At 69.1% G+C, this 26,072-nt stretch carries 26 protein-coding genes, 1 tRNA gene and 1 pseudogene; 7 read left to right on the top strand and 21 right to left on the bottom strand.

Translation table 11 applies throughout. From position 1 onward, the window contains the following. From ACGFIV_RS23520 to ACGFIV_RS23570, 11 genes and pseudogenes are all read right to left on the bottom strand, one after another. Positions 1-1,782: pseudogene (locus tag ACGFIV_RS23520) on the bottom strand (DNA-directed RNA polymerase subunit beta); the annotation flags it as partial. A gap of 462 nt (positions 1,783-2,244) precedes the next feature. After that, positions 2,245-2,814, bottom strand: a complete 570-nt coding sequence (locus ACGFIV_RS23525; RefSeq protein WP_392837652.1) for a hypothetical protein — start codon at positions 2,812-2,814, stop codon at positions 2,245-2,247. After that, positions 2,811-3,329, bottom strand: coding sequence for a hypothetical protein (locus ACGFIV_RS23530; protein ID WP_392837654.1), 519 nt, complete (start codon positions 3,327-3,329; stop codon positions 2,811-2,813). Before ACGFIV_RS23530 ends, ACGFIV_RS23525 begins: the two co-directional genes overlap by 4 nt. 253 nt (positions 3,330-3,582) lie before the next feature. Beyond that, complete coding sequence (gene rplL / locus ACGFIV_RS23535) at positions 3,583-3,972, bottom strand: 50S ribosomal protein L7/L12 (RefSeq protein ID WP_262846532.1); 390 nt, start codon at positions 3,970-3,972, stop codon at positions 3,583-3,585. Between the two features lie 90 nt (positions 3,973-4,062). Further along, on the bottom strand, positions 4,063-4,629 hold the full coding sequence (gene rplJ / locus ACGFIV_RS23540; protein ID WP_358559591.1) for a 50S ribosomal protein L10: 567 nt from the start codon (positions 4,627-4,629) through the stop codon (positions 4,063-4,065). A gap of 432 nt (positions 4,630-5,061) precedes the next feature. Continuing rightward, positions 5,062-5,940, bottom strand: coding sequence for an LppX_LprAFG lipoprotein (locus tag ACGFIV_RS23545; protein ID WP_358559589.1), 879 nt, complete (start codon positions 5,938-5,940; stop codon positions 5,062-5,064). Between the two features lie 217 nt (positions 5,941-6,157). Further along, positions 6,158-6,877 (bottom strand): 50S ribosomal protein L1, encoded by a 720-nt coding sequence (gene rplA / locus ACGFIV_RS23550; protein WP_358559588.1) that lies wholly within the window; start codon positions 6,875-6,877, stop codon positions 6,158-6,160. A gap of 177 nt (positions 6,878-7,054) precedes the next feature. Further along, the gene (rplK, locus tag ACGFIV_RS23555; RefSeq protein ID WP_358559586.1) at positions 7,055-7,486 is read right to left on the bottom strand and encodes a 50S ribosomal protein L11; all 432 of its coding nucleotides are present in this window, start codon (positions 7,484-7,486) and stop codon (positions 7,055-7,057) included. A 179-nt stretch (positions 7,487-7,665) separates the two neighbouring features. Then, positions 7,666-8,514 (bottom strand): transcription termination/antitermination protein NusG, encoded by an 849-nt coding sequence (gene nusG / locus ACGFIV_RS23560; RefSeq protein WP_392837658.1) that lies wholly within the window; start codon positions 8,512-8,514, stop codon positions 7,666-7,668. Positions 8,515-8,590: 76 nt separating this feature from the next. Beyond that, on the bottom strand, positions 8,591-8,848 hold the full coding sequence (gene secE / locus ACGFIV_RS23565) for a preprotein translocase subunit SecE (RefSeq protein ID WP_392837660.1): 258 nt from the start codon (positions 8,846-8,848) through the stop codon (positions 8,591-8,593). A gap of 74 nt (positions 8,849-8,922) precedes the next feature. After that, positions 8,923-8,995: transfer RNA gene (locus tag ACGFIV_RS23570), tRNA-Trp, on the bottom strand. 180 nt (positions 8,996-9,175) lie between these two features. On the opposite strand from ACGFIV_RS23570, the gene ACGFIV_RS23575 reads away from it, so the two are divergent. Then, complete coding sequence (locus ACGFIV_RS23575) at positions 9,176-10,381, top strand: pyridoxal phosphate-dependent aminotransferase (protein ID WP_392837662.1); 1,206 nt, start codon at positions 9,176-9,178, stop codon at positions 10,379-10,381. Positions 10,382-10,505: 124 nt separating this feature from the next. On the opposite strand, the gene ACGFIV_RS23580 is transcribed toward ACGFIV_RS23575, so the two are convergent. Beyond that, entirely contained in the window at positions 10,506-11,429 is a 924-nt protein-coding gene (locus ACGFIV_RS23580) for a peptidylprolyl isomerase (protein WP_392837664.1), read from the bottom strand. Beyond that, complete coding sequence (locus tag ACGFIV_RS23585; protein ID WP_392837666.1) at positions 11,426-11,926, bottom strand: SigE family RNA polymerase sigma factor; 501 nt, start codon at positions 11,924-11,926, stop codon at positions 11,426-11,428. Before ACGFIV_RS23585 ends, ACGFIV_RS23580 begins: the two co-directional genes overlap by 4 nt. Positions 11,927-12,025: 99 nt before the next feature. On the opposite strand from ACGFIV_RS23585, the gene ACGFIV_RS23590 reads away from it, so the two are divergent. Next, the gene (locus ACGFIV_RS23590) at positions 12,026-13,045 is read left to right on the top strand and encodes an adenosine deaminase (RefSeq protein WP_358559579.1); all 1,020 of its coding nucleotides are present in this window, start codon (positions 12,026-12,028) and stop codon (positions 13,043-13,045) included. A gap of 149 nt (positions 13,046-13,194) precedes the next feature. On the opposite strand, the gene ACGFIV_RS23595 is transcribed toward ACGFIV_RS23590, so the two are convergent. From ACGFIV_RS23595 to ACGFIV_RS23615, 5 genes are all read right to left on the bottom strand, one after another. After that, complete coding sequence (locus tag ACGFIV_RS23595) at positions 13,195-14,814, bottom strand: hypothetical protein (protein WP_358559577.1); 1,620 nt, start codon at positions 14,812-14,814, stop codon at positions 13,195-13,197. Positions 14,815-14,836: 22 nt separating this feature from the next. Next, positions 14,837-16,579 carry an RNA polymerase sigma factor gene (locus ACGFIV_RS23600; RefSeq protein WP_392837669.1) on the bottom strand — a complete coding sequence of 581 codons (1,743 nt, stop codon included), beginning with the start codon at positions 16,577-16,579 and terminating at the stop codon, positions 14,837-14,839. Between the two features lie 367 nt (positions 16,580-16,946). Then, entirely contained in the window at positions 16,947-17,396 is a 450-nt protein-coding gene (locus ACGFIV_RS23605) for a hypothetical protein (protein ID WP_358545992.1), read from the bottom strand. A 60-nt stretch (positions 17,397-17,456) separates the two neighbouring features. Continuing rightward, complete coding sequence (locus tag ACGFIV_RS23610; RefSeq protein WP_358545989.1) at positions 17,457-18,266, bottom strand: hypothetical protein; 810 nt, start codon at positions 18,264-18,266, stop codon at positions 17,457-17,459. Next, entirely contained in the window at positions 18,253-18,864 is a 612-nt protein-coding gene (locus ACGFIV_RS23615) for an RNA polymerase sigma factor (protein WP_358545987.1), read from the bottom strand. Before ACGFIV_RS23615 ends, ACGFIV_RS23610 begins: the two co-directional genes overlap by 14 nt. A gap of 142 nt (positions 18,865-19,006) precedes the next feature. Between ACGFIV_RS23615 and ACGFIV_RS23620 the strand changes: the two genes are divergently transcribed. The 5 genes from ACGFIV_RS23620 to ACGFIV_RS23640 all read left to right on the top strand — a co-directional run bounded on the left by ACGFIV_RS23620 (position 19,007) and on the right by ACGFIV_RS23640 (position 22,939). Next, positions 19,007-19,738 (top strand): class I SAM-dependent methyltransferase, encoded by a 732-nt coding sequence (locus ACGFIV_RS23620; RefSeq protein WP_358545984.1) that lies wholly within the window; start codon positions 19,007-19,009, stop codon positions 19,736-19,738. An 88-nt stretch (positions 19,739-19,826) separates the two neighbouring features. Beyond that, positions 19,827-20,333: a hypothetical protein gene (locus ACGFIV_RS23625; RefSeq protein WP_358545982.1), complete on the top strand. Its 507-nt coding sequence runs from the start codon at positions 19,827-19,829 to the stop codon at positions 20,331-20,333. Positions 20,334-20,347: 14 nt separating this feature from the next. Next, positions 20,348-21,079: a response regulator transcription factor gene (locus ACGFIV_RS23630; protein ID WP_358545979.1), complete on the top strand. Its 732-nt coding sequence runs from the start codon at positions 20,348-20,350 to the stop codon at positions 21,077-21,079. Between the two features lie 34 nt (positions 21,080-21,113). After that, positions 21,114-22,466 (top strand): HAMP domain-containing sensor histidine kinase, encoded by a 1,353-nt coding sequence (locus ACGFIV_RS23635; RefSeq protein ID WP_358545977.1) that lies wholly within the window; start codon positions 21,114-21,116, stop codon positions 22,464-22,466. A 206-nt stretch (positions 22,467-22,672) separates the two neighbouring features. Continuing rightward, complete coding sequence (locus ACGFIV_RS23640) at positions 22,673-22,939, top strand: hypothetical protein (RefSeq protein ID WP_358545975.1); 267 nt, start codon at positions 22,673-22,675, stop codon at positions 22,937-22,939. A 110-nt stretch (positions 22,940-23,049) separates the two neighbouring features. Here the strand turns inward: ACGFIV_RS23640 and ACGFIV_RS23645 are convergent, their stop codons facing one another. From ACGFIV_RS23645 to ACGFIV_RS23655, 3 genes are all read right to left on the bottom strand, one after another. Next, positions 23,050-24,195 carry an acetyl-CoA C-acetyltransferase gene (locus tag ACGFIV_RS23645; protein WP_358545973.1) on the bottom strand — a complete coding sequence of 382 codons (1,146 nt, stop codon included), beginning with the start codon at positions 24,193-24,195 and terminating at the stop codon, positions 23,050-23,052. Between the two features lie 126 nt (positions 24,196-24,321). Then, positions 24,322-25,146 carry a class F sortase gene (locus ACGFIV_RS23650; protein WP_392837676.1) on the bottom strand — a complete coding sequence of 275 codons (825 nt, stop codon included), beginning with the start codon at positions 25,144-25,146 and terminating at the stop codon, positions 24,322-24,324. 70 nt (positions 25,147-25,216) lie between these two features. After that, positions 25,217-25,393: a hypothetical protein gene (locus ACGFIV_RS23655; protein ID WP_392837678.1), complete on the bottom strand. Its 177-nt coding sequence runs from the start codon at positions 25,391-25,393 to the stop codon at positions 25,217-25,219. Between the last annotated feature and the right edge of the window lie 679 nt (positions 25,394-26,072).

A 26,072-nucleotide genomic window follows, 5' to 3' on the forward strand; every position in this document is an offset into this window, starting at 1 on the left:
CTGACGCTGCATGTTCGAACCCATGAGCGCGCGGTTGGCGTCGTCATGCTCGAGGAACGGGATCATCGCCGTCGCCACCGACACCATCTGGCGCGCGGAGACGTCCATGTAGTCGACCTCGTTGGGCCGGATGAACTCGACCTCGCCGCCCTTACGGCGGACCAGGACGCGGTCCTCGGCGAAGGCCCCGTCGGCGCGCAGCGGCGTGTTGGCCTGCGCGATGACGTGCCTGTCCTCCTCGTCGGCGGTCAGGTAGTCGATGTCCTCGGTGACGCGGCCGGCCACGACCTTGCGGTACGGGGTCTCGACGAAGCCGAACGAGTTGACACGGCCGAACGACGAGAGAGAGCCGATCAGGCCGATGTTCGGGCCTTCAGGGGTCTCGATCGGGCACATGCGGCCGTAGTGGGACGGGTGCACGTCACGGACCTCGAAGCCGGCCCGCTCACGGGACAGACCACCGGGGCCGAGCGCGGACAGACGCCGCTTGTGCGTCAGGCCGGCCAGCGGGTTGGTCTGGTCCATGAACTGCGACAACTGCGAGGTGCCGAAGAACTCCTTGATCGACGCCACGACCGGGCGGATGTTGATCAGGGTCTGCGGCGTGATCGCCTCGACGTCCTGCGTGGTCATCCGCTCGCGGACGACGCGCTCCATGCGGGCCAGGCCCAGACGGACCTGGTTCTGGATGAGCTCGCCGACCGTGCGCAGGCGGCGGTTGCCGAAGTGGTCGATGTCGTCGGTCTCGACGACGACCTCACCGTTCGCCCCGGGCATCGCGATCTCGCCGGCGTGGAGCCGGACGATGTACTCGATCGTGGCGACGATGTCGTCTTCGGTGAGCGTCCCCTGGGTGATCTCGGAGTCGACGCCGAGCTTCTTGTTGATCTTGTAGCGGCCGACCTTGGCGAGGTCGTAGCGCTTGTGGTTGAAGTACAGGTTCTCGAGCAGCGTCTGAGCGGACTCCTTCGTGGGAGGCTCGCCCGGGCGCAGCTTGCGGTAGATGTCGAGCAGCGCGTCGTCCTGGCCGGACGTGTGGTCCTTCTCCAGGGTGGCGCGCATCGACTCGTACTGGCCGAAGCGCTCAAGGATCTTCTCGCTGGTCCAGCCGAGCGCCTTCAGCAGGACCGTGACGGCCTGCTTGCGCTTGCGGTCGATGCGGACACCGACGCTGTCCCGCTTGTCGATCTCGAACTCGAGCCAGGCACCACGCGAGGGGATCACCTTGCAGCCGTACAGGTCCTTGTCGGAGGTCTTGTCGACCGAACGGTCGAAGTAGACACCCGGGGACCGCACCAGCTGGGAGACCACGACACGCTCGGTGCCGTTGATGATGAAGGTGCCCTTCGAGGTCATGAGCGGGAAATCGCCCATGAACACCGTCTGGCTCTTGATCTCACCGGTGGTGTTATTGATGAACTCCGCCGTCACGAACATCGGGGCGGAGAAGGTCATGTCCTTGTCTTTGCACTCATCGACTGAGTACTTCGGCGGCTCGAACCGGTGGTCACGGAACGACAAGGACATCGTTCCGGAGAAGTCCTCGATGGGACTGATCTCCTCGAAGATCTCTTCGAGACCGGATTGGGCCGGAACGTCCTTGCGCCCGGCCTGGCGAGCCGCTTCGACCCGCGACCGCCATTTCTCGTTGCCGAGCAGCCAGTCGAAGGACTCGGTCTGCAGAGCGAGAAGATCGGGAACTTCGAGCGGCTCCTGAATGCGCGCGAAAGAGACGCGGCGGGGACCAGCGGGTACGGCGAAGGCGTTGCGCGAGGCTGCCAACAGATGTCCTTCCGAGGGCTCGCGGACTGACTACACGCACGCCAGACGACCATGCATCAAAGTTACCTAGAGAAGCGGGTCGTCAAAGGGCAGCGCAAAGGGGCAGTGTAGCCGATGGGCATACACCTGTCCACTTCAGTCTCGCTCTGCGCTCCACGTTGGACGCAGCATCGCCCGTCAGCGCCGAAACGTCAAGCCCGTGAGACCGGATTCGAGCGAACCAATGGCCGTCACGCTGGGTTTTCTTCCCTACCTGAGACTGAGGGGCCGACCGGATCCAGACGATACCCGCGAGGCGGATCGGCTAACGCTCAGTCACACGAAGGGTCGAAGGCTTGCCGCCTCACGACACTGTCGTGCCCGTTTACATCCCCCAAGATCGCGATACTCAAACCCAAGCTTTACTAACAATTTAATAACGCGCCACGCCGGAGTGTGTCCAGGGCCCCGGAGGACGGGATCTCAGCTGGTCGGGGCATTGCCGATCAAGGTGGACAACTCTGACACCAGCCAGTGGTCCTCACCTCTGACCAGCACGAACCGGGCGCGGTTCTGGACGACCTGTTTCTGGGGTTGCTTCTCGCCCGGGAACACCTTGGTCGTTCCCATGTTCATGAAGAGCAACACCTGAACCCGGTCAGGCGTCGCGGATTCGACCGCGGCGGCGGCCACCACCGCCTGCTGCACGGTCTGCTGCCGCCTGACGGCCGGGGCCAGCACCCGCGTCAACTCGCGGTAGTGCTCGGCGAGATCGCCCGTGGCGTACCCCCGCGCCCGCGCCAGGTCGGCGTCGATCGTGCGGTAGTCGTACGACAGCATGTCGGGCGCGTACGTGCGGGCCGCGGCGAGCGCCTCCACGGACGCCGACTCGCCGGCGCGCAGATCGCGGAGGCGAATGAAGCCGACGGCCACCAGAACGGCCAGAACGGCCGCCAGAAGCCCCAGGAGCGCGACGGCCACAACATATGGCCCCGAGCGCGAACGGGGCCGACGAGCGCCCTCCAGGGGCTCCAGGGCTCCCTCGGCGGTCATGTGATCTGCTCCAGTCTCGACACCCACCACACTCCCCGGACCTTGGTGACCTCCACGCTCCAGCGATAGAAGCGATCTTGGGGGGCGGTCTTGGCGCCCTCCCACCGGATCACCGAGTCGGCGACCACCAGCACCCGCGCGGTGCTCTTGGGCACGTCCATCGAGGCCAGGCCGGCGGCGCGCACCACACCGGTCTGGACGGCCTTGTTCAGGCGGGTCGCCGCCTTCAGCCGCTCGGCGTCCCTGGCGTACTGGTCCCTGGCCTGGCCCATGGAGGTGTCCAGGACCCGCTGCACGTCACGGTCGACCGTGCGGTAGTTCACGGCCATCAGGGTCAGGGCGTAGCGCTCGGCGGCGTGGACGGCGGCGAGGCGGTCGCGTGCCGCCGACCGCGCCTGGTCGAGGCCGGCACCGACGCGCACCCAGGCGGTGCCGAGCAGGGCGACGAGCACGAGCAGCACGGAGATCACAAGGAGTCTCGGCCTGCGAGGGGACCGAGCCGCGTGGAGCGCCACCTGTTCCCTCCCATCGCCCGGTCGCCGCGGCGTCACGACGACATGGACGCGCCGGAAGCGGAGGCCAACCAGTCAGCCGGTCCGCCGGATCATAACCCGGTATGGAGATCCACATCGGCGATCATCCGGTTTTCGGACCGGCCTGCTCTACCGAAAGCGCCCAAAACAGGCAAAACAGAAGGGACGGATCACCCGGCACCAGGGTGAACCGCCCCTTCTGCGTGGAGCTGTGTAAAGCGTCAGACGCGAGACGTCACTTGACGGTGACGGTGGCGCCGGCGCCCTCAAGGGCGGCCTTCGCCTTCTCGGCGGCCTCCTTGTTGACCTTCTCGAGCAGCGCCTTGGGGGCACCGTCGACGAGGTCCTTGGCCTCCTTCAGTCCGAGGCTGGTGAGCGCGCGGACCTCCTTGATGACCTGGATCTTCTTGTCGCCGGCGGCCTCGAGGATGACGTCGAACTCGTCCTGCTCCTCGACCTCTTCGGCGGCGGCGCCTCCACCGGCCGGACCGGCGGCGGCGACGGCGACCGGAGCGGCGGCCTTGACGTCGAAGGTGTCCTCGAAGAGCTTCACGAAGTCGGAGAGCTCAAGAAGGGTCATCTCCTTGAACGCGTCGAGCAGCTCGTCGGTGCTGAGCTTCGCCATGGTGGTGATTCCTCCGTATTAATTACAAAACTTGGAAACGGACCGCGGTATGCGCCTGAATCCCCTGCTGTGGTCGCTTTCGCGCCCGACCTACTCGCCTGCGTCCTCGCTGGTCTCCGCCACGACGGCGTCCGCCCCGCCGGTCTCCTCGCGCTTGGCGCGGAGAGCCTCGACGAGCCGGGCCATGGTGGTGGGCAGCGCGTTGAACGTGGCGGCGGCCTGAGACTGCTTCGCCTTCATCGCGCCGGCCAGCTTCGCGAGGAGGACCTCGCGCGACTCCAGGTCGGCAAGTGTGGAGATCTCGGCCGGGGTCATCGACTTGCCGTCGACGACACCGCCCTTGATGACCAGGAGGGGATTGGCCTTGGCGAAGTCACGCAGACCCTTGGCCGCCTCGACCACGTCGCCGCTGACGAACGCGATCGCCGTCGGACCCGTGAACAGGTCGTCCAGGACGGTGACCCCGGCCTCGTTGGCCGCGATCTTCGAAAGCGTGTTCTTCGCCACGGCGAACTTCGCATTCCCACCGAGTGTGGTGCGCAGCTGCTTCAGCTGAGCCACGGTGAGACCGCGGTACTCGGTCAGGACAGCGGCGTTCGAGCTCTCGAACCGATCCTTGAGCTCAGTGACCGCGGTCGCCTTTTCCGCCCTCGCCATGGGCCTCCTTCCAGATGTGCCACCGGCGAAGGGCCCAGGAGTCCAGGAAACGGAAAAGCCCCGGCGCAGGCGCACGGGGCTCACACACGGTTGTCACGCGGCTGGCGCCGCACGAGGGACCACATGGAACTCACATCACACCTACGCGGGCCGTCCACAGTCGTGAACCTTGGGCCACCGAGCCATTGACAGGCTCAGCGACGACCGGCGGTCTTCGGCATTGGACACTGTACGCGGTGTTCGCGCGTCATGCCAAATCAAGGCCACGACGCCTCACGCCATATCGAGGCCCGCGACGCCTCACACCGAATCGGGCCGCGACGCGTCACGCCGAATCGGGCCGCGATACGGCGACGCACCCCTCGATCGAGATCGGGGGGTGCGCCTGTGAGTCGCGTGCGGACCGCCCAGACGGCGGTCACGCGTGCGGGGTCAGCCGCCCGTGCCGGCGGTGGCCCCGTCGGCGCCCTCAAGACCCTTCAGGCCGCCGAGGTCAGCCGGAAGCTCCCCGACCTGGTCGGCGGGCGGCGCGGTGACCTCCGCGGAGTCGTTGAACGAGGTGAACAGCGACGTCAGCTTGAAGGCGCCCTCGCCGGCTCCGCCGTTCATCTCGACCTTGCGCGGGAGGCTCTGCCCGTCGATCCACGCGTCGAACTTCATGTCCTTGACGTTGGTGAGCCGGCCCTGCAGCTTCTGCTGCATCTCGGGAGTGAGCTGCTTGACGGCCTCAGCGACCGTGAACGTGCCCTTGTAGTGAGTGGTGTCGGTGCCGCCGACCGACTCGGTGCCGACCTTGGTGACGTCCTTGGAGGTCGTCAGCATCTTCACGCTGCTCTGCAGGTCCATCTGCTGGGCCTGGGAGAGGAACTGGCTGACGTCGACGCCCGCCGACTGGCCGGCCTTGGCGAGGTCGATCTTGATCCAGGGCTTGGTGCCGCCCACCAGCTTGCTGAGCAGGTCGACCTTCACGTACGCGGTCTGCCCGATGAGGATCACTCGCGCTCCGCCGGGGACGTTCTGCCCGCTGACGTTGATCTGGTCGAGCGTGACGTCGGAGGCCACCTGCGGCTTCTGGTGGTAGACCATCGTGCCCTTCACCGACCCCGCGCCCTCCTTTGGAGCGCTGAAGTCCAGGGCGAGCTGCGCGGTGTAGGAGGTGACGGCCTCGGCGTTCTTGGCGCTCTGCTGCAGCGTCTCGGCAGCGGAGAGCCGCACGGCACCGAGCGACGCGGTGGAGTTCTGCGCGGCCTGGCCGCATGCTGATACCGCGATGAGCATGGCCGAGCCCACGGCCGCGATCGCGGGTGTCATTCGACGCTTCACTTGGTATCCCTTCGTATCCCCCGGAAGTGCTTTCGACCCTACGCTCCGGCACTACCCCGTGCGGCGCCTTGTGCGCATCGATTGCTTGGCCACCGGTATGACCGCAATGGTGAAATAGGGTCTCACCTGCGAAGAAACAAGTATCGGAGAATACGAAAAAGGGCCCGCGCCCGAAGGCCGCGGACCCTTTCGCGTGTATCGAACCTCAGGCGTCGAGCTCGGCGGTGATGGCCCGCGTCACGTTCGGGTCGACCGGGATGCCCGGGCCCATGGACGTGGAGAAGGTCACCTTCTTGAGGTAACGCCCCTTGGCCGCGGACGGCTTGAGACGGATGACCTCGTCGAGCGCGGCGGCGTAGTTCTCCAGGAGCTGGCGCTCCGGGAACGACACCTTGCCGATGATGAAGTGGAGGTTCGCGTGGCGGTCGACCCGGAACTCGATCTTTCCGCCCTTGATGTCGGTCACGGCCTTGGCCACGGCCGGCGTGACGGTGCCGGTCTTGGGGTTCGGCATGAGACCACGCGGGCCGAGGACGCGGCCGAGGCGGCCGACCTTGCCCATGAGGTCGGGCGTGGCCACGACGGCGTCGAACTCGTTGAGCCGGTTGCCCTTGGCGATCTCTTCGATCAGCTCGTCGGCGCCGACGATGTCGGCGCCCGCGGCGCGGGCCTCCTCGGCACGGTCACCGGTCGCGAAGACCAGGACCCGGGCGGTCTTGCCGGTGCCGTGCGGGAGGTTGACGGTGCCGCGGACCATCTGGTCGGCCTTGCGGGGGTCGACGCCCAGCCGCAGTGCCACCTCGACGGTCGCGTCGAACTTGGTGACCGAGGTGCCCTTGGCCAGCTTGGCCGCGTCGACCGGGGAATACAGCTGCTCGCTGTCGACCGTGTCGGCGGCCTTGCGGTAGCTCTTGCTGCGCTTCACTTGCTTCTCCTCGTGGAGTATGTGGTCACGGGCCGGCGCTGGCCCTCCCACGTGGTTCCGTGCTTGCTCCGCCTCGCTGCGCTCGGCGGCTGGGGCGCCCTTGAGGCGATGGTCGTCCTCCTCGCTCGGGCTCGTTCTCACCCTCGCTCGTCACACCACCGCCGCGCCCCTCGCGTGTCAGTCGGCGATCGTGATGCCCATCGACCGGGCGGTGCCGGCGATGATCTTCTGGGCGGCCTCGATGTCGTTGGCGTTGAGGTCGGGCATCTTCGTCTCGGCGATCTGGCGCAGCTGCTCCTTGGTGAGCTTGCCCACCTTGTCGCGGAGCGGGTTGGCGCTGGCCTTGTCGAGCCCCGCGGCCTTCTTGATCAGCTCGGGCGCCGGCGGCGTCTTCGTGACGAAGGTGAAGCTGCGGTCTTCGAAGATGGTGATCTCGACGGGGATGATGTTGCCCCGCTGGGCCTCGGTCGCAGCGTTGTACTGCTTGACGAAGTCCATGATGTTGACACCGTGGGGACCGAGGGCGGTACCGACCGGCGGCGCGGGCGTGGCCTGACCAGCGGGAAGCTGGACCTTCACCAGGGCCGCGATCTTCTTCTTAGGAGGCATTGTCCTACTCCGGGTCCTTAACTCCTGCGTAACTCCCACAGGGCGTGAGAGCCCCCGGGGGCGTGCGACGGCCAGGATTGGCCATGCTCCCCCGGGATTCACCCCACGAAGTCGCTCGATCCGTGGGGACGACTTATCAGTGTATGCGCGCCGTCAGATCGCCGAGACCGGGTTCGGCGTCAGATCTTGGAGACCTGGTTGAACGACAGCTCGACCGGCGTCTCGCGACCGAAGATCGAGACGAGCACCTTGAGCTTCTGCGACTCGGCGCTGATCTCGCTCACCGTGGCGGGCAGGGTGGCGAACGGGCCGTCCATGACGGTGACGGACTCGCCGACCTCGAAGTCGACGGTCGCCGCGGCGGCCTTGGCGGCCGTCGTCTTGGTCTGCTCGGTCGGCTCGGGCGCGAGCAGCTTGGCGACCTCGTCGAGGCTCAGCGGGCTCGGCCGGTTGGAAAGACCCACGAAGCCGGTCACACCGGGCGTGTTGCGCACCGCGGACCAGGACTCGTCGGTCAGCTCCATGCGGACCAGCACGTAACCCGGAAGCACGCGCTCCTTGACCGGGGTGCGCTTGCCGCCCTTGAGCTCGGTGACCGTGTGGACCGGCACCTCGACCTGGAAGAGGTAGTCCTCCATGTTGAGGGACTGGGTGCGGGTCTCGATGTTGGACTTCACGCGGTTCTCGTAACCGGCGTAGGAGTGGATGACGTACCACTCGCCGGGCATGCCGCGCATCGCGCTCTTGAACTCTTCGACGGGGTCGACGTCGGGGATGACATCGCCATCCTCGTCGACGGCGCCGACGGGGGCCTCCGCGGCCTCCGCCTCTTCATCGGCCGGAGTCTCGCTGTCTTCGCCGGCAGGAGCCTCGGCGTCGTCGACCGGAGCCTCGGCGGCTTCGCCGGGCTCTTCGGCATCACCGAAGGTGGCGTTCTCGCCGGACTCTTCGGTGATCTTGACCGCCTCTTCCGGCTCTCCCTCCCACTTCTCGTGGGATGCGCCAGCCGACAGTGGGGACTCGGACACGGTGACTCTTTCTTCTCTCGTCGATGTTGCGATCTTCGACCGTCCGGTCGGGGACGGTTGTCGCGTGGCGGCCGGCTCAGGCTCCGCCGAAGACCGCCAGCACACCCTTCGTGAGCAAGAAGTCGATCCCGGCAACGAGGCCAACCATGATCAGAACGAATACCAGGACCACGGTGGTGTAGGAGATCAGATCCTTGCGCGTCGGCCAGATCACCTTGCGAAGCTCGGCGACCACCTGCCGGTAGAACAGTGCGGGAGAGGTGCGCTTCTTAGCGGTCGGGCCAGACGACTTACTCGGCCCCTCAGCGGCCTCGCCGCGTGTGTCGATCGCCACAGTCCTCACCTGATCCGTCGTTCCTACGCAACTTTCGGCGGCTTACACGCCATCGGTGCGCGGACCGCACGCCGCAGGGCACGAGGGACTCGAACCCCCAACCGCCGGTTTTGGAGACCGGTGCGCTACCAATTGCGCTAGTGCCCTCTGCCGTGAACCACCTTACCCCGAGCAGCCGGGGGCGCGTCGCTCACTAGTTGCAGAAGTGTACGGGTGAATGCGCCTCACGTCGAACCAACTCGTCCGGCACGTCACGGTGATTTGCCGCGTGTCCACATCATGGATATGCGGCGGCAGCGGTGCGAGACGTCTGGAAACATGGAAGGCATGACCCGTCCTCGCATCTCAGCGCGCATTTCCGCGATCTCCGAGTCCGCCACGCTGGCCGTGGACGCCAAGGCCAAGGCGATGAAGGCGGAAGGTCGCCCGGTCATCGGCTTCGGCGCCGGCGAGCCCGACTTCCCGACGCCCGACTACATCGTCGCGGCGGCCGTCGAGGCCTGCGGGAACCCCAGGTTCCACAAGTACACGCCGGCCGGCGGCCTCCCGGAGCTCAAGCAGGCCATCGCCGACAAGACCCTGCGCGACTCCGGCTTCGAGGTCGACGCGTCGCAGGTGCTGGTCACCAACGGTGGCAAGCAGGCCGTCTACGAGGCGTTCGCCACGCTGCTCGACCCGGGCGACGAGGTCCTCGTGGTGGCCCCTTACTGGACGACCTATCCCGAGGCCATCAAGCTGGCCGGGGGCGTCCAGGTCGACGTCGTGACCGACGAGACCACCGGCTACCTCGCCTCGGTCGACCAGTTGGAGGCCGCGCGCACCGAGCGCACCAAGGTCCTGCTGTTCGTCTCGCCGTCCAACCCGACCGGCGCGGTCTACTCCCCGCAGGAGGTGGAGGCGATCGGCCGCTGGGCCGCCGAGCACGGCCTGTGGGTCGTCACCGACGAGATCTACGAGCACCTGGTCTACGGCGACGCCACCTTCACCAGCATCGCGACGGCCGTGCCCGAGCTGAGGGACCGCGTGCTCGTCCTCAACGGCGTCGCCAAGACCTACGCCATGACCGGCTGGCGGGTGGGCTGGCTGATCGGCCCGAAGGACGTCGTCAAGGCCGCGACCAACCTGCAGTCGCACGCCACCTCCAACGTCTCCAACGTCGCCCAGGCGGCGGCTCTTGCGGCCGTCTCGGGCGATCTGTCGGCCGTGGCGGCCATGCGCGAGGCCTTCGACCGGCGCCGCCAGACGATGGTCCGCATGCTGAACGACATCCCGGGCGTCGTCTGCCCCGAGCCGTTCGGCGCCTTTTACGTCTATCCCTCGGTCAAGGGGCTCCTCGGCAAGGAGATCCGCGGCAGGCGCCCGCAGACCTCCGCCGAGCTGGCCGAGCTCATCCTTGAGGAGGCCGAGGTCGCCCTGGTCCCGGGCGAGGCGTTCGGCACGCCGGGCTACTTCCGCCTGTCCTACGCGCTCGGCGACGACGACCTCGTCGAGGGCGTCAGCCGCCTCGCCAAGCTCCTCGCCGAGGCGCACTAGCCCTGCCGGTCCCCGGTCCCAGGCCCTCGGCGGGCCCCGTACCGGCAGGACCCATCCCGCATCGACAAGGCCCGGGCCCCGTGACCCGGGCCTTCTCAGTGCGCCTCTCGACGGGACGGCCTTCTCAATGGGAGACGGTCACGTTCTTGATGATCACGGGGAGCTTGGGGGCGTTGGAGCCCTCGCCGCGGACGTCGGCCAGGGGGTCTCCGTTGAACGGGATGATGCCGCCCTTGGCGATCTTGTCGACGATCTTCATGCCCTTGACCACCACGCCGAACGGCGTGTAGGCCGGGCCCAGATCCCCGAGCTGGGTGTTGTCGTCGGAGAACGAGATCCAGAACTGGCTGCCGTTGGAGTTGGCGTCCTCGCGGCCCTGCGCCATCGCGACCGTACCCCTGGTGTAGGGGATGCCGCCGAGGTTCTCGTCGTCGAAAAGGTACCCCGGGCCGCCCATGCCGTCCTTCTTGTTCTTGCCGTCGGCCTTGGCGAGCGGGTCGCCGCACTGGAGCAGCCCGAGGCCGGTGGCCTGCGGCGTGGCAAGGCGGTGGCAGCGCGTGTTGTCGAAGAAGTTCTTCTTCGCGAGGAACGCGAAGGAGTTCACCGTGCACGGCGCCTGCGCGGTGGCGAGCCGGATGACGATCGTGCCCTGGTTCGTGGTGATCGTCATGGTCTTGGCCTTCAGATCCGGGTTCGCCGGCGGCATGCCCACGTTCCTTGTCGGGGTGCCCCTGGTGTCCTTCCGGTAGGAGCAGTTCCCGGCGGGCGACAGCATCGGGGTCCCGCTCAGCGAGGCATGGTGCGTCGGCTCGGACCTCGCGGTGGCGGGGCCGCCGAGTCCCCCTCCCTGGGCCGGGTCCGGGTACAGCGCCGCGAAGACCGGAATCGCGCCGGTGACCACGACGGTCAGCACGGCGGCCCCGGCCGTACGGCTCCACATGAGACGCGAGCGGTGCCTCCCGCGTACGGCCCGACCGAGCGCGACGGGCGCGCGCACGTCCGCGACGTGTTCCGACATGGCCTCCTTGAGTGCTTCCTCGACGCTCATACCGGTGCTCCCTTCAGGGCGCCGATCCGCGCCCGCATCCTGGCCAGACCGCGCGCGGCCTGGCTCTTCACGGTCCCGACCGAGCAGCCGAGCATGGCGGCGGTCTCGGCCTCCGACAGGTCCTCCCAGAAGCGCAGGACGACGACCGCGCGCATCCGCGCCGGGAGGCGCCGGAGCTCCTCCATGAGGGTGCCGCGCAAGTCGAGGTCCGACTCGGGCGCGGCCTGCTCGGGCGGGCGCGCGAAGGTGATCTCCTGGATCACCTTGCGGCGCCGGGACCGGGAGATGGCCGCGTTGACGACCACGCGCCTGGCGTAGGCCTCCGGGTTGTCGTGCCGGATCCTGGGCCAGTGCCGGTACACCTTCTCCAGCGCACCCTGGGCCAGATCCTCGGCGTCGTGGGCCGACGCGCCGCAGACGAGGACGGCCGTGCGGAGCAGGGCGGTACTTCGGGCGGCCAGGAAATCATCGAAAGCCGCTTCGTCTTCATCCGTCATGGCAGATCCCCTTTCGCCCTCCCCAACGCGTCAGCGCCACCGAAGGTTGAGTGGTGGAGTCCTGCCGTGTGCCCGATCGGCGTACGGCAGGATATGGAGATGGCACGCCCGCTCGACGAACTCCCCAAAGCCCATCTCCACCTGCACTTCACCGGCTCCATGAGGCACACGACGCTTCTGGAGCTGGCGCGCGACCAAGGGCTCCATCTGCCCGACGCTCTGGTGCAAGACTGGCCCCCGCGGTTGCGGGCCACCGATGAGCGTGGCTGGTTCCGCTTCCAGCGGCTGTACGACATCGCGCGCTCGGTGCTCCGCCGTGAGGAGCACGTCTACCGGTTGCTCCAGGAGGCCGCGGAGGACGAGGCGGCCGAGGGCTCACGGTGGCTGGAGATCCAGGTCGACCCCTCCGGCTACGCCCAGCGGTTCGGCGGGCTCACCGCGACGCTGGAGCTGGTCCTCGACGCGGCCGGTCGGGCCGCGCGGTCGGCGGGCGTCGGCATCGGCGTGATCGTCGCGGCCAACCGCACCCGCCACCCGCTCGACGCCAAGACGCTCGCGCGGCTCTCCACTCAGTACGCCGACAAGGGCGTGGTCGGCTTCGGGCTGTCCAACGACGAGCGCCGTGGCCGCGCCCGCGACTTCGACGGGGCCTTCCGCATCGCCAAGCGCGCGGGGCTGCTCGCCGTGCCCCACGGCGGCGAGCTGTCCGGGGCGGCGAGCATCGCCGAGTGCGTGGACGACCTGGACGCCGACCGCATCGGCCACGGCATCCGGGCCGCCGAGTCCGATCGGCTGATGGAGCGCCTCGCCGACCGCCAGATCGCCTGCGAGGTGTGCCCCACCTCGAACGCGGGCCTCGGCGTGGCCCCGCGCATCGCCGACGTGCCGGTGAAGCGGCTGTTCGACGCGGGGGTGCCGATCGCGCTCGGCGCCGACGACCCGCTGCTGTTCGGCGCGAGGCTCCTGCCGCAGTACGAGCTGGCGCGCGACGTGTACGGCTTCCGCGACGCGGAGATCGCCGAGCTGGCCCGCCAGTCGATCCGCGCCTCGACCGCGCCCGAGTCGTACAAGAAGGAACTGCTGGCGAGCATCGACTCCTGGCTCGCCGCGGAGGGCTGACCGCCGAGGGCTGATCGCCGCTTCTCCGACGTGGGGCCCGCGAACAGGCGAACGCCCGGCGGAGCGGGGGGTCTCCACCGGGCGTTCGCCGGGTTCGTGCCGTGCTGCCAGTTGCCCGCGGGCCGCCTGTCAGGTGGCCCGCGCGCGGGTCACTGGCTGTGGATGTAGACCTCGTCGAAGACCTCGGCGAGCTTGGTGAGGTCCTGGGTGATCCCCTTCTCGGGGTCGCTGGCGTCGAAGGTGACCGACAGCCGGCCGAGCCCCTTGCGGGCCTGGAGTGCCTTCCACATGGTGTTGGTCGTCAGCCCCTGGTCCAGGAGCCGCCAGGTGGCGCCGTCCCAGCTCTGGCGGTGGGTCCACAGCATTACCGTCTGCACGCCCGCCTGCAGGGGCAGGTCGACGCGCAGCTTGGCCGCCGCCTCCGCCTGCGCGGCGGTGAGCTTGTTGGCGCCGCTGTGGGCGAGGCCCACCTCCCGGGCCCCGATGTGGACGCGGGTGTCCCAGCCGCGGGCCCGCACGCCGACCCACTGGTTGCGCAGCGCCTTGTCCGGGGTGATCTTGTACTTGGCGTACTCGCTGGCGAACAGGCCGCTGGAGACGTTGACGTGGTCGACGTCGCCGGTGAGGACGTACTTCTCGACGTTGGCGCGGGTGATCAGCGGATACTTGGCGCGGAGCGCGGCCTGGCAGGGCTCGGAGACCCCGCAGCCCATCTCGGGAACCACCACGTCGACCGCGAGCTGCTTGCCGGCGGGCATCGCCGCGCGCAGTGCGGTGGAGGCGTCCTTGACGAACTGGCGGACGTCGGTGGCGGACTTGAAGCCCCAGTAGCCGAGGTCCTGGGCGAACTTCACACCCACGACTCCGGGCCGGTTCGCCTGGGCGGCCATGGAGGCGACCGCGGCGTCGAACTGGTCCTTGCCCGCGGTCCACGCGGGAGCCAGCTCGCTCTCGATCCAGACCCGCATGCCGAGCTTGATGGCCGTGGCGGCGGCCTTGCCCGTGGCGTCGTCGGGCGCCGCGAGGGGCTGCTTGGACGTCGTGGGCGTGGCGCGCGGCTCGGGGGCGGCCGAGGCGGTGGGCTCCGGAGCGGTGGAGGCGTCCGGCGCGGGGTCCGCGCTGGCGCTGGCGCTCGGGGCGACCTGCTCGGTGCCGTCGGGGACCGCCGAGCTCTCGACCAGCGGCGCCTGGCTGGCGTCGACAGGGACGGCGTTGGGATCGGATTGGCTCTGGGTGGTGCCATCGGGACCGGGTGACGCGCCGGACGTGGTCTCGCCCGGGGCGGCCGTCGACGTGCCGGAGGAGCCTTCGCCACCGGAGCAGTCGAACTCCCCGCCCTGGCATGCCTTGGCCGGCGGTTTGGTGATGTTGCCGTCGGTGTCCTTGCAGACGTACTTGCCGACGCTGTGGTCGTACTTGCACAGGACCTGGTCCTTGTCGGCACAGTCCTGCATGCCGGGGCCCTTGTTGGTCTTGTCCAAGCAGAAGAGCACCGGGCCGGGGTAGGGGACGGCCTCCTTGAGCTTCTCACCGTCGTTCTCGGCCCAGAACTTGACGATGTTGAGCGCGTCCTTCGGGGTCTTCGCCATCCAGGAGCAGAACATGAACTCCGGAGTGCCGCTGCCGAGGATGTCATCGCACTCGTTGTTCACCCCTTCTGCCGAAGGAGCCGGATCGGCGAGCGCCATACCCGTGGGAATCCCTATGGTCAGCGTGAAGAGCACCGCGATGAGGGCGATGATCCACTCGCGTCTGCGAAGTTTGGGCATACGCGGTCTCTCCTCATTGTTTTCACATCGGCTTGGGACAGGGCTTCATGTAGGTGATGGTGACTCCCAGGCTTCCTGAGCCCTTGGTGCCCTTGTTGTCACCGGACCACGAGATGGGCATGGTGATCTGCAAGGGCTTGTCACAGTCGTTCATCGTGCCCGCCCCCACGGCGAGCGTGAAGCTGATGGTGTCGGTCTGGCCCTCCTGAGCGCTTCCACTGCCAGGAGAGGTCTGGACGGTCGCGTTCCCGGCCTGCCAGTTGATCGATCCGGTCTGCGACTTCACCTGCACCGAGCCACGCTGGCTGTATCCCACGTTGACCGAGGAGCTTGAGGCCGCGAACGACGGCGGGGGCGGCGGAGGAGGAGGGGGCGGCGGTGGCGCGCTGGTGGTCTGCCTGCTCTGGGGTTGCGAGCTCTGCGTCGGCGACGACCTGGGCTGCGACGAGGCCGACGGCCGCGTCGTCTTCGGCGGCGGCGGAGGGTCGTCGGGCCCGTCGTTGGTGGAAGGCGGGTCGGTGCGCCTGGTCTTGGTCGGCGTCGCCGAGGGGTGGGCGCTGCTACTGGCCGGCGGCGGGACCACCGGTACCGACACGGTCGGGTGGGCCGCTCCCGGCCGCGTGGCGCCGGCCCCGGTCGGCACGGCGGTGACCGGAGCGCCCGTACCGGCGGGGGGCGGCGGGGGCGGGGAGTCGACCAGGGGCGGCAGCGAGTCGCCGGGGGTCACGAAGACCGTGCCACCGGCGGCCTCGACGTCGACCGGCTTGCCGGTGGTGCCGGGATTGAAGAGCAGCGACCAGATCACCGCCGTGGAGGCGACGGACACCAGCGTCACCAGGCTGACGCGTCCCCACCGGATACGGCTCTCTGGGTCGTCGGCCTCGGGGTCGGGCTCCCAGAACTCCGTGGGCGGCTTGGCGCCGTCGGCACGCTCGGGGGTGAAGCCCTCCTCCACCGTCAGCGGCGCCTCCACGGGGGGCGGGTCCTCAATGACGTCGGGCTGCACGGGGAACCCGTCGGGGTGCCAGCTCTCGGTGCGCGTCTCTGCGGCGGTGAACGAGGCGTCGGCGCCGGCGAAGAGCCGCTCGGACGGGGCGGGGCTCGCCAGGATGGGCATGCGCGTCATCAGCGCGGTGATCGTGACCCCGGACGTCGCGGTCTGGCAGTCCTTGCAGGAACGGACGTGCCGGCTGATGTGGGCCCGTAACAGGCGCGTCGGGGAGTCGGCCCACGACTTCACCAGGCCGGGCAGGACCGAGCACTTCGGGCTCGCGCTCCTGGCGTCCACCACGGCGGCCAGCCACTGCTCGGCGTGGCGCCTGCCGAGGCGCGCGGCCGACTCGACGGCGTCCACCGAGATGTCGAGGACCCGGGCGACCTCGTCGGCCTTGAGTCCGTGGCGCAGTGTCAGGTCGAGGATCTCGCGCTCGCGCGGCTCCAGGCAGGCGAGCACCTCGACCGCCAGCTCCGGCGACCCTCCGCGGCCCTGCCTGGCGTACGAGCCCTTGTGCGCCACCCCGGCGAGCCGTGACTGGCTTTCCGCCCTGGCCAGGGAGTACAGCCAGGCGCGCAGCCGTGTCGCGTCGTACAGCCGGTCGGTGTGGGCGACGGCCCCGTACAGGGCCCCCACCGTCGCGCTGAGAGCGTCCTCGTCGTCGAGCATGGACTGGCAGTAGTCGTAGAGATGATCGCCGTACTCGCGGCACAGACGCTCCAGCGCGGCGGGATCATCCCTCCTCAGCACGGGGCTCAGCTCTCCTGACATAGTTGCAAATGATAAATCCGGTACTAGCAAAGCAGTCAGAAATATACGGGAGGAAGGGCAAGCTTCTGATATCACTTTTGTTACATAACAAACTTCTATACTCTGTTGACTGCCTAGTGGTCGTTACCCACACATGAATGCACAAGTAGTGACGATCGTCGCGATGTGCACCAGACAGCAGACGTCGATCCCGCCCCCCGGAGACGAACATCGTGCGAGACAACTGGGATGAGCCTTCAGCGCGACGTCGTCCGCCGTATGCCGGCGATTCCAGCACAGGAAACGGTCCGCGGGCCGACCGATGGCGCACGTGGGAGACCTCGATCGATATGGACGACGACGAGGAGCCGACCCGGCGCCGGCTCGGCTACGACCGGCGCGGGCCCATCCTCGTCGGATTGACGCTGGTCGTGGCGGTGGGAGCCGGCATCTGGTTCGCCTGGCCCGACTCCTCAGGCTCCGACTCCCCCGCCGCGATCCAGAGCGCCGGCGGCCGTCGCAGCCCGACGCCGTCCGCCTCCGAACTGTCGATCGGCGTGGATTCGCCCCCGCCGCCGCCGGCCACCGAACCCGCGCCGCGCCGCACGAAGAAGCCCGCGCCCCCGTCGACCCGGCCGACGGCCCTCCCGTCCACGACGGCCCTCCCGTCCAGCCGCCGGACGGCCCTGCCTCCGCCTCCGCCCGCCTCCTCGCGGGCGCCCTCGAAGCCGCCTTCCCCCAGCAGGACCGCCAAGCCGAGGAAGACCCCGGTGGGCCAGTCCGGCCCGACCGCTCCCCCGCCCCCGCCGTCCTCCTCCAAACCAACCCAGAAACCCACCACAAAACCCACCACCGACCCCCAAACCGGGCCGACCGCCCCTCCGCCCCCACCCGGCACCTAGCGGATGGATTCGGCGATCTCCTGGGCTCGGGCCGGGTCGGAGGGGCCTTCGAGGCGGTAGGCGACCTCGGGGCGCTGCCAGATCAGCGTGGGCCCCGCCCGGCGCTCCAGGGTCTCGGTCGCGCCGCCGCCACTGGGGATGTACGTCAGGCCGTGCGGGCCGGCGATCCACCAGCCCGGCGAGGAGCCGATCGTGACCTCCCGCGGCCAGGGCTCGCCGAGATCCTTGCGCCAGACAACGCTCAGCACCCCGTCGTAGGCGTCCAGCCGTACCCCGGGCCACAGCAGCGAGACCACGCGGCCCGACTCGATCACCCGGACGTCATCCGGGTCCCCTAGCTCCGCGGGCACGACGACGGGGAACTTCGCCATCTTCCGCGCCTCGCCGAGCGAGACGCGCTTCTCGCCGGGCAGCGGGCGCGGCACGCCCGAAGGCAGCGGACCCGGCTCGCCGACGTGGATCTCCACGCCCGCGAACCGCAGGACGTGCGCCACGGCGGCCTTGCCCTGCGGCGTGAACCCGAGCAGGACCACGAGGAACGCCGCGACCCCGGCGGTGACCCACCGCCACCTCGGCCGGCCCGGTCCGAGCCGCCGTACCGGCCCCCTCCCCCCGGACGGCCCCGTCCGCGCCGACGGCCGGTCCGACGGCTCCGCCTGCTCCGGCCGCTCGGTGTCCTGCGACGGGCCGAGCCGCGCGAGGCGGGCTCGTACGGCTCGCGCCACGTCGGCGGGGGGCGGGGAGGGGACGTCGAGGGCCTCGCCGAGCGCTCGCAGCTCGGCCTCGAAGTCGTCAGGAGAGATCATCGCCCACCTCCTTCCGCAACCTGGCCAGCCCCCGGGACGTCCGGGACTTCACCGAGCCGAGCGGGCACCCGAGGACTTCCGCGGTCTCCGCCTCGGTCAACTGAAGGAAGTACCGGCAGACCACCGCCTGACGTTCCCCTTCGGGCAAGGTGCGCACCGCGTCCAGGAGCCGGGAGCGCCGATCGGTGGCGATGGCCGTTCCCTCGGGATCGGCGGGCGTCCGCAGCTCCGGCTCCGCGCCGATCTTCAGCGTGAGGTCGGCACGGCGCCCGCGCGAGCGGGTCATCGTGTGGGTCTCGTTGGCCACGATGCGAAGCAGCCACGGCTTGAAGGGAGCCTGGCGCCGGAACCCCGCCAGATGCCGGAACGCCTTGACGAAGGCCTCCTGGACGACGTCCTCGGCCTCGTCCCCGGCGCCGAGGAGCGCGGCCGTACGATGCGCCACCGCGCTGTAGCGCGCGACCAGCACCTCGTAGGCGGCGAGGTCTCCGGCCAGGGACCGGGCTATCGCCTCGTCGTCGTCCGTCGGGGGCTCCTTGACTGATCCTTCAGCGACAAAAGCTAGTTTCCATCCGCCATTTGCGCAAAGGATGGACAAGGGCAGGCAACATTGTTTCCGGTCCGGCTCGCGGGGAAGTTGGAACCCTCGCGGAGCGGGACAGCTAGACTCGGAGCCCATCCGTGGCCGTGGTCCCCCGTGGGGCCGCGGTTTTTGAGTGAGAGAAGCTGGGCGGGAACGCATGTCTGGGTATGACCGCGTGGTGCAACCGGCGGCCGGTGACGAGGCCTTGGAGAACCACCTCGGTGGCGACGAGGCCAAGAACTACCGGCAGTACGAGTTCGACATGGTCGCCCCGCACGTCGGCAGGTCGATGCTGGAGATCGGGTCGGGTCTCGGCCACTTCGCCGAGCAGTTCCTGCCGCGTCTCGACCGGCTCGTGGTCAGCGACTTCGACCCCTACTGCGTCGAGCAGCTCGGCAAGCGCTTCGAGGGCCGCGACGACATCGACGTGCTCCAGTTCGGCCTCCCCACCGACATCCCGCTCGCCGACCCGGTCGACACCGTGGTCCTGATGAACGTCCTTGAGCACATCGAGGAGGACGTCGAGGCGCTCCGCTCCCTGGCCAGGGTCACCCAGCCCGGCGGCCGGATCATCATCTGGGTGCCCGGCTACATGCAGCTTTATGGGGACTTCGACCGCAAGGTCGGGCACGTCACCCGCTACACCCCCACCACCCTCGGCAAGACCGTCGCCGAGGCGGGGCTGAAGGCCGACGTGCTCAAGCCGATCAACTTCCTGGGCGGCATCGCCTGGTGGGCGGCCGTGCGCCGCGGCGGCGTCGGCTACCCCGACCCGCGCCTGGTCAAGATCTACGACCGCACGGTGGTCCCGACCACGAGGTTCATCGAGCGATTCGTCCGGCCGCCGTTCGGCCAGACCGTCTTCTGCGTGGCCCGCGTCCCCGGCTAGGCGTCGCGGTGCCCGGTGGATCGTGGTTCACCGGGATATCTCAGGGTTTCCTGTCACTTCTCCTAGCCCGGGGAGGTGATCTGGGGACATGACAAACGTATCCAAAGCAGTGATCGGCAGTGCGCTGGCCGGTGCGCTGACCGTGGGAGCCCTCGGTGGCGTCGCCGTGGCGCGCCAGGCCGCGCCCGCGGGCGTCCCGTACGAGTTGCTGTCCGCCGACTCCGCCGACTCCGCTGCGGACGAGGCCGTCGCTCTCACCGCGGCGCCGAAGGGCGACCCCAAGCTGCGCATCGGGGTCCGCCGTAGCCTCGTCGGCGTCCACGGGGAGGCCACCGTCCGCGCGCGTGGGGACTTCGCCACCTACACCTGGCAGCGCGGCGCCGTGACCACCGCCTCCGCCACCTCGCTCACCGTCAAGAGCGCCGACGGCGTGAGCTGGACCTGGACGGTGAACTCGGACACCAAAATCCGGAAGAATGGCGCCAAATCCACTTCGTCGGCGGTCGCGACGGGCGATACGGTCTTCGTCCTGGGACGGCCGGACGGCGACGCCCGCACCGCGCAGGGAGTGGTAGTCCCCAAACGCTCCAAGTAGTGATCGAAGGACGCATGAGCGACCAGACAGACAAGCCACGGGTCCTCGTCGTCGACGACGAGCGCAACATCCGCGATCTGGTGGGCGTCGCGCTCCGGTTCCACGGGTTCGAGGTGGTGAGCGCCTCGCGCGGCTACGAGGCGCTGGAGCTCGTGCGGTCGGGAGCCCCCGACCTCCTCGTGCTGGACGTGATGCTTCCCGATCTGGACGGGTTCGAGCTGTGCCGGCGGCTGCGCGCCCAAGGGGACGAAGTACCGGTCATCTTCCTGACGGCGCGCGACGCCCCGGCGGACACCGTGCACGGCCTCACGCTCGGCGGCGACGACTACGTCACCAAGCCGTTCCTGGTGGAGGCGCTGGTCGCGCGGGCTCGGGCCGTGCTGAGGCGCAGCAGGCGCGGCGAGTCCAGCGCGGACGCGGCCCTGGTCGCCGCCGACCAGGCGGTGCTGACCGTGGCCGACCTGGAGCTCGACGAGGCCCGCTGGGAAGTCCGGCGGGGAGGCACGCCGGTCGAGCTGTCGCCCACCGAGTTCCGGCTCCTGGCCTTCCTGATGCGGCACCCCGGCCAGGTCCTCACCAAGGCCCAGCTCCTTGAGAACGTGTGGGGCTTCGGCACGCAATCCCAGGTCGTGGAGACCTACATCTCCTACCTGCGGCGCAAACTCGACCCCCTCGGGCCGCCGCTGATCCACACCCAGCGCGGCGTGGGGTACGCCCTGCGCCCCTCCGACGCCGGGCACCGCTGAGCGCTTCGATGACGCCCGGCGCTACGGTCCTTCCATGACGCTCAGCGGACGACTCCTCGCCGGCCTGCTGTCCGTCACGGCCGTCGGCCTCGCCGCGCTGTCCCTCGTCAGCGTGGTCGTGCTCCACGGGCACATGCTCGACCGTACGGACGCGACGCTCACCGCCACCGCGCAGGTCTCCGCCGCACGGCTCGTACGGGCGTCCAACATGGCGCTCGTGAACGCCAGCCCGACGTACGCGGTGGCCGTGCTCAACCTCACCACGGCGCGAGGAAAGCTGGTATCCGGGGACGACCCGGAGGCCGCGAGCGTCCCCGCGACGCTGGAGAGGATGGGCGCCGCCACGCTCGGGCCCCTGGCGGACGCCGGGAAGGCGTTCACCCTCACCGACCGTCTCAGGGCGGCGGCGGCCCGGATGACCGTGGGCGACCGCATCGTGGTCGTCGCGGTGCCGCTCGACGAGGTCAGAGAGTCGATACGGCGCCTGGTCATCACCGAGATCCTCACCGCGGCCGTGCTCCTGGCCCTGCTCGTCCTGCTCGGAAGGTCCCTGATCGGCAAGGGGCTCGCTCCGCTGTCACGGATGGCGAGCACCGCGCGACTCGTCGCCGAGGGCGGGGACCTTTCCGCGCGCATGCCCGAGGGCAAGTCCGAGGCCGGGCGCCTCGGCTCGACGATCAACCTCATGCTGACCCGGATCCAGGACGCGTTCGCGGCCCGCTGGGCGTCCGAGGAACGGGTGCGCCGGTTCGCCGCCGACGCCTCCCACGAGCTGCGCAACCCCCTGACCACGATCCACGGGTACGCGGAGCTGTACAGGCAGGGGGCGATACCGGACGAAGAGGTGCCGCAGGTCATGCGGCGCATCGAGGACGAGGCGACGCGGATGACGCGCCTGGTCTCCGAGCTGCTGGAGCTGGCCCGCCTCGACAAGGGCACGCCGCTCGCCATGGCGCCCGTCGACCTGACGGCGGTGGCCATGGAGGTGGCCGACGACTTCATCGCGCTCAACCCCGATCATCCGGTGACCGTGGAGGCGCCGGACAAGACGGTCGCCGTCGTCGACGAGGCCAGGATCCGCCAGGTGCTGGTCAACCTGCTCGGCAACGTCCGCGCGCACACCCCCCGAGGCACCTCGGTCACGGTACGGCTGGCGCCTCCGGTGGTCCTGGAGGTGGCGGACGACGGGCCGGGCATGTCCCCGGAGAACGCGGCGCTGGCCTTCGACCGGTTCCACCATGCCTCCCCCGGAGACGGCAGCGGGCTCGGCCTGGCGATCGTCCAGGCCATCGCCACCGCCCACGGCGGCCAGGCGACCCTGCGCTCCCTCCCAGGCAGAGGCACCGTGGTCCGCGTAGAGCTCCCCGACACGGCCGCCCGCTGGTGACCCCACTCGATAAATGAGTTGTGCCGGGTGGAGTGAGGCTCGTACCTTCGAGGCATGCGCATTTTCTCCTGATGCCCGCGTCGATCAGTCCGTTGTGACTGATCCGCCGCCTCTCAGCTCTCTGGTCCCGTCCATCTAGACGCGGCGGCTGAGGCTCCCGACCGGCATGAGTTCCCTGCCGCGTCGTCATCTGCGAGGAGACTTCCATGCGTGCACGTTCAGGCCGAAACAAGGCCGCCAAGGCCGATCAGGCGAAGCGGTCCACCGAGGACACCACGGCATCACTTCCGGAGCCCGGCTTCTCCCTGCCGGGGCTCCAAGCGGGCTTTCCGCAGCCGGTCATCCAGCCGGGCGCCATCCAGGGCTCTCCCCAGCCCGAGCGGCAGCTGCCTCCGGCCCCGCGCCGGATCCCGGTGCCGCCCGCGCCCGTACGGCGTGTGACGCCGCCTCGGCGCCAGCCGAAGGGTCGCTGACCGGCTCACCAAGGTGTCCCCGAGCCTTGGGGACACCGCGAGAGACGGCGGTGCCCCGCCCCACCTTCCCGGGGCGGGGCACCGCCGTCCCCCAACGCCGAAGCCAGTGGTCAGAGGCGCTCGATGATGGTGACGTTGGCCTGGCCGCCGCCCTCGCACATCGTCTGCAGGCCGTACCGGCCGCCCGTGCGCTCCAGCTCGTGGAGCAGCTTGGTCATGAGGATGGCGCCGGTGCCGCCGAGCGGGTGACCGAGGGCGATGGCCCCGCCGTTCGGGTTGGTCCTGGCCGGGTCGGCGCCGATCTCCTTGAGCCAGGCCAGCGGCACCGGGGCGAACGCCTCGTTGATCTCGATCGCGTCGATGTCGTCGATCGACAGCCCGGCCTTGTCCAGCGCCTTGCGCGTCGCGGGAATCGGCGCGGTGAGCATGTAGACGGGGTCGTCGCCGGTCAGCGCGAGGGTGACGATGCGCGCCCTCGGCGTCAGGCCGTGGTCCCTGACCGCCTGCTCGGACGCGATCAGCACCGCACCCGAGCCGTCGGAGATCTGCGAGGACGTGGCCGCCGTGATCTGCCCGCCGTCGCGCAGCGTCTTCAGGCCGGCCATCTTCTCCAGCGTGGTGTCCGGCCGGGGGCCCTCGTCGTCCTCGACTCCGTTGATCGGGGCGATCTGGTCCCTGAAGTAGCCGTTGGCGACGGCCTTGGCGGCGCGCTGGTGGCTCTCGTACGCGAACCGCTCAAGCTCGTCGCGCTTGAGGCCCCACTTCTCGCACATCAGCTCCGCGCCGCGGAACTGGGAGATCTCCTGCTTGCCGTACCGCTCGACCCACTTCTCGCCGAAGGGGAAGGGCATGCCCTTCTCCAGCGCGGCGGTGATGCTCGACCCCATGGGGACGATGCTCATCGACTCGACGCCCGCCGCCACCACCAGATCCTGGGTGCCGGACATGACGCCCTGGGCCGCGAAGTGGATCGACTGCTGCGACGAGCCGCACTGCCGGTCGATCGTCACGCCGGCCACGGTCTCCGGCAGACCCGCCGAAAGCCACGCGTTGCGCGCGATGTCCATGCTCTGCGGGCCGAACTGCATGACGCAGCCCATGATCACGTCTTCGACCGCCGAGGGGTCCACGCCCGTACGGTCCACCAGGGCCTTGAGGGCGTGGGCTGCGAGGTCAGTGGGATGGACGGTGGACAGACCGCCCTTTTTCTTTCCGACCGGGGTACGGACCGCCCCGACGATGTAAGCCTCTGCCACAGTGCCTCCTGGGTTCCGTCCCGCATGAAACCGAGCAATGTTCGGTCTATACGAGGTTACAACAGAATAATCCTCCGTGAATGGGAGAGTCGTGTCACGGCCCGGTGGGGTCGCAGGAAGGACCGTTCAGCGGCGAGAGGAGCCCTTGCTCGTGCTGGTCATCCTCGCGTAGACGATGACGTTGTCCACGTAGTGGCCGGTCGAGCGGTTGTAGGTGCCGCCACACGTGATCAGGCGCAGTTCCGCCGCTTCGGCGTTGCCGTACACGCGGTTGGTCGGGAACGTCTGCTTGTCCGCCTGCTCGACACCGCCCACGGTGAAGATCGCGATCGTGCCGTCCATGCGGGTGACCTCGATCGTGTCGCCGTTCTGGAGCTCGTGAAGCCGTTCGAACACGGCGGCGCGCGTGGTCGTGTCCTTGTGGCCGAGCACCACGGCCGGCCCCGCCTGGCCCGGCGTCGGGCCGAACTGGTACCAGCCGACCAGGTTGGGGTTGTTGATCGGCGGGGTCTCGATCGCGCCCTTCTTGTCGGTGCCGACCGGTTTGATGGGCGCGTCGATGCCGAGCTTCTTGATGATGAGCCGCTTCGGGGTGGACGGCTGCATCGCGGGCGCGGGCGGGAGCGAGGGCACGGGGGGCGGCGCCGTCGGGTCCGCCTGGGTCAGCGGCTGTCCGGGGCCGCCCGGTCCGACCGACGGCGCGAAGGCCGGCCCGGCGGGCGGCTGCGCGATCTTTAGTGACGTACGGGCGTCGGTCAGGCCGTACTCCTCGGGCGCGCCGGCCATGAACAGCAGCCCGACGACCACCGTGACCACCCCGGCGACGGCGGCCAGGATGAGAACCGCCCGCATGATCTGCCCACGGTCGACCTGCGGCTCCGGTTGCTGCCACTGACCGCCCGGCTGGGGGTACTGGTAGTAGACCGGCTGCATGTACGGCTGTCCGTGCACAGGCTGTGGATATCCGTCTTGGCCCTCGGACGGCGGATACTCGGGCGGCATCGTCACCCCGGACCCCCGATCAGCCCCGGTTCGGACGCCGGCGGCGCATCATCAGCCCGCCCACTCCGGCCCCGAACACCAGAACCGTCCCGACCAGCACGAACGTACGCCCATCAGGCCCCGCGTCCCCACCACCACCGGTAGCCGCTCCGCCGCCCGGCTTCTTGGTCACCTGCTGCGACGGCTTGTTGGTCACCGTCTCATAGACGGTGTGGGTCGGCTTGGGGGTCTTTGACGTAGTGGGGGTCAGCGTCGGCGTGGGCGACGTGTCCGTGTCCGTGTCCGTCGGGGTAGGAGATGGCGAGGCCGTCGCCACAGTCACAGAAACCGTTGAGGCCGCGCTTGCTCCGATACCTGTGGGGGTGCAGCTATACCACGCTGTTCCAAGCGCGGTGTTTGTCGCTGTCGTGACATAAAGAGAGAAGCCGGCCTCAGTCACACTGAAGGTGCCAGTCGCTGAAGGAGTGATGGTCGCTACGGCTCCGGTCAGAGGGAACGGGATTGGGCTTCCCAGAGTCGCCGACGTAGCCGGAGACAGGACAGCGCTAGGAGTGAACGTCTGCCCCTGGAGGGATACAGGGCTCGGGAAAGGGCTGGCGATCAGAGTCGGGACCACGACGACTTTGTCCGTGACAGCGATAACTGAGATGGCTGGCAGCGGAGTCGCACCAGTCCCCGATGGTTGTGTGATTTTCCAGGTCAGGACGATCGGCTTGTTTGGTGCGACCTGGACAGGCGACGCCGTGAGATCAATTGACAGGTTGTAGGTAGCACTCGCCTCCCCGACGGAGCTGGAAGGCACGCACGTGAAGGCGACAGTCTTCTGTTCAGCCATGGCACCGATCATGGGGAGCGCACCAAGCGCCACACCCGCG

Source organism: Sphaerisporangium sp. NPDC049003 (assembly GCF_043197795.1).
Taxonomy (GTDB): Bacteria; Actinomycetota; Actinomycetes; order Streptosporangiales; family Streptosporangiaceae; genus Sphaerisporangium.

Coding starts and splice junctions, on each gene's coding strand:
- ACGFIV_RS23525 (WP_392837652.1), bottom strand. CDS start 2,814: ATGACCGCCGAGGGAGCCCTGGAGCCCCTGGAGGGCGCTCGTCGGCCC.
- rplL (WP_262846532.1), bottom strand. CDS start 3,972: ATGGCGAAGCTCAGCACCGACGAGCTGCTCGACGCGTTCAAGGAGATG.
- rplJ (WP_358559591.1), bottom strand. CDS start 4,629: ATGGCGAGGGCGGAAAAGGCGACCGCGGTCACTGAGCTCAAGGATCGG.
- ACGFIV_RS23545 (WP_358559589.1), bottom strand. CDS start 5,940: ATGACACCCGCGATCGCGGCCGTGGGCTCGGCCATGCTCATCGCGGTA.
- rplK (WP_358559586.1), bottom strand. CDS start 7,486: ATGCCTCCTAAGAAGAAGATCGCGGCCCTGGTGAAGGTCCAGCTTCCC.
- ACGFIV_RS23575 (WP_392837662.1), top strand. CDS start 9,176: ATGACCCGTCCTCGCATCTCAGCGCGCATTTCCGCGATCTCCGAGTCC.
- ACGFIV_RS23580 (WP_392837664.1), bottom strand. CDS start 11,429: ATGAGCGTCGAGGAAGCACTCAAGGAGGCCATGTCGGAACACGTCGCG.
- ACGFIV_RS23585 (WP_392837666.1), bottom strand. CDS start 11,926: ATGACGGATGAAGACGAAGCGGCTTTCGATGATTTCCTGGCCGCCCGA.
- ACGFIV_RS23590 (WP_358559579.1), top strand. CDS start 12,026: ATGGCACGCCCGCTCGACGAACTCCCCAAAGCCCATCTCCACCTGCAC.
- ACGFIV_RS23595 (WP_358559577.1), bottom strand. CDS start 14,814: ATGCCCAAACTTCGCAGACGCGAGTGGATCATCGCCCTCATCGCGGTG.
- ACGFIV_RS23600 (WP_392837669.1), bottom strand. CDS start 16,579: ATGTCAGGAGAGCTGAGCCCCGTGCTGAGGAGGGATGATCCCGCCGCG.
- ACGFIV_RS23610 (WP_358545989.1), bottom strand. CDS start 18,266: ATGATCTCTCCTGACGACTTCGAGGCCGAGCTGCGAGCGCTCGGCGAG.
- ACGFIV_RS23620 (WP_358545984.1), top strand. CDS start 19,007: ATGTCTGGGTATGACCGCGTGGTGCAACCGGCGGCCGGTGACGAGGCC.
- ACGFIV_RS23625 (WP_358545982.1), top strand. CDS start 19,827: ATGACAAACGTATCCAAAGCAGTGATCGGCAGTGCGCTGGCCGGTGCG.
- ACGFIV_RS23630 (WP_358545979.1), top strand. CDS start 20,348: ATGAGCGACCAGACAGACAAGCCACGGGTCCTCGTCGTCGACGACGAG.
- ACGFIV_RS23635 (WP_358545977.1), top strand. CDS start 21,114: ATGACGCTCAGCGGACGACTCCTCGCCGGCCTGCTGTCCGTCACGGCC.
- ACGFIV_RS23640 (WP_358545975.1), top strand. CDS start 22,673: ATGCGTGCACGTTCAGGCCGAAACAAGGCCGCCAAGGCCGATCAGGCG.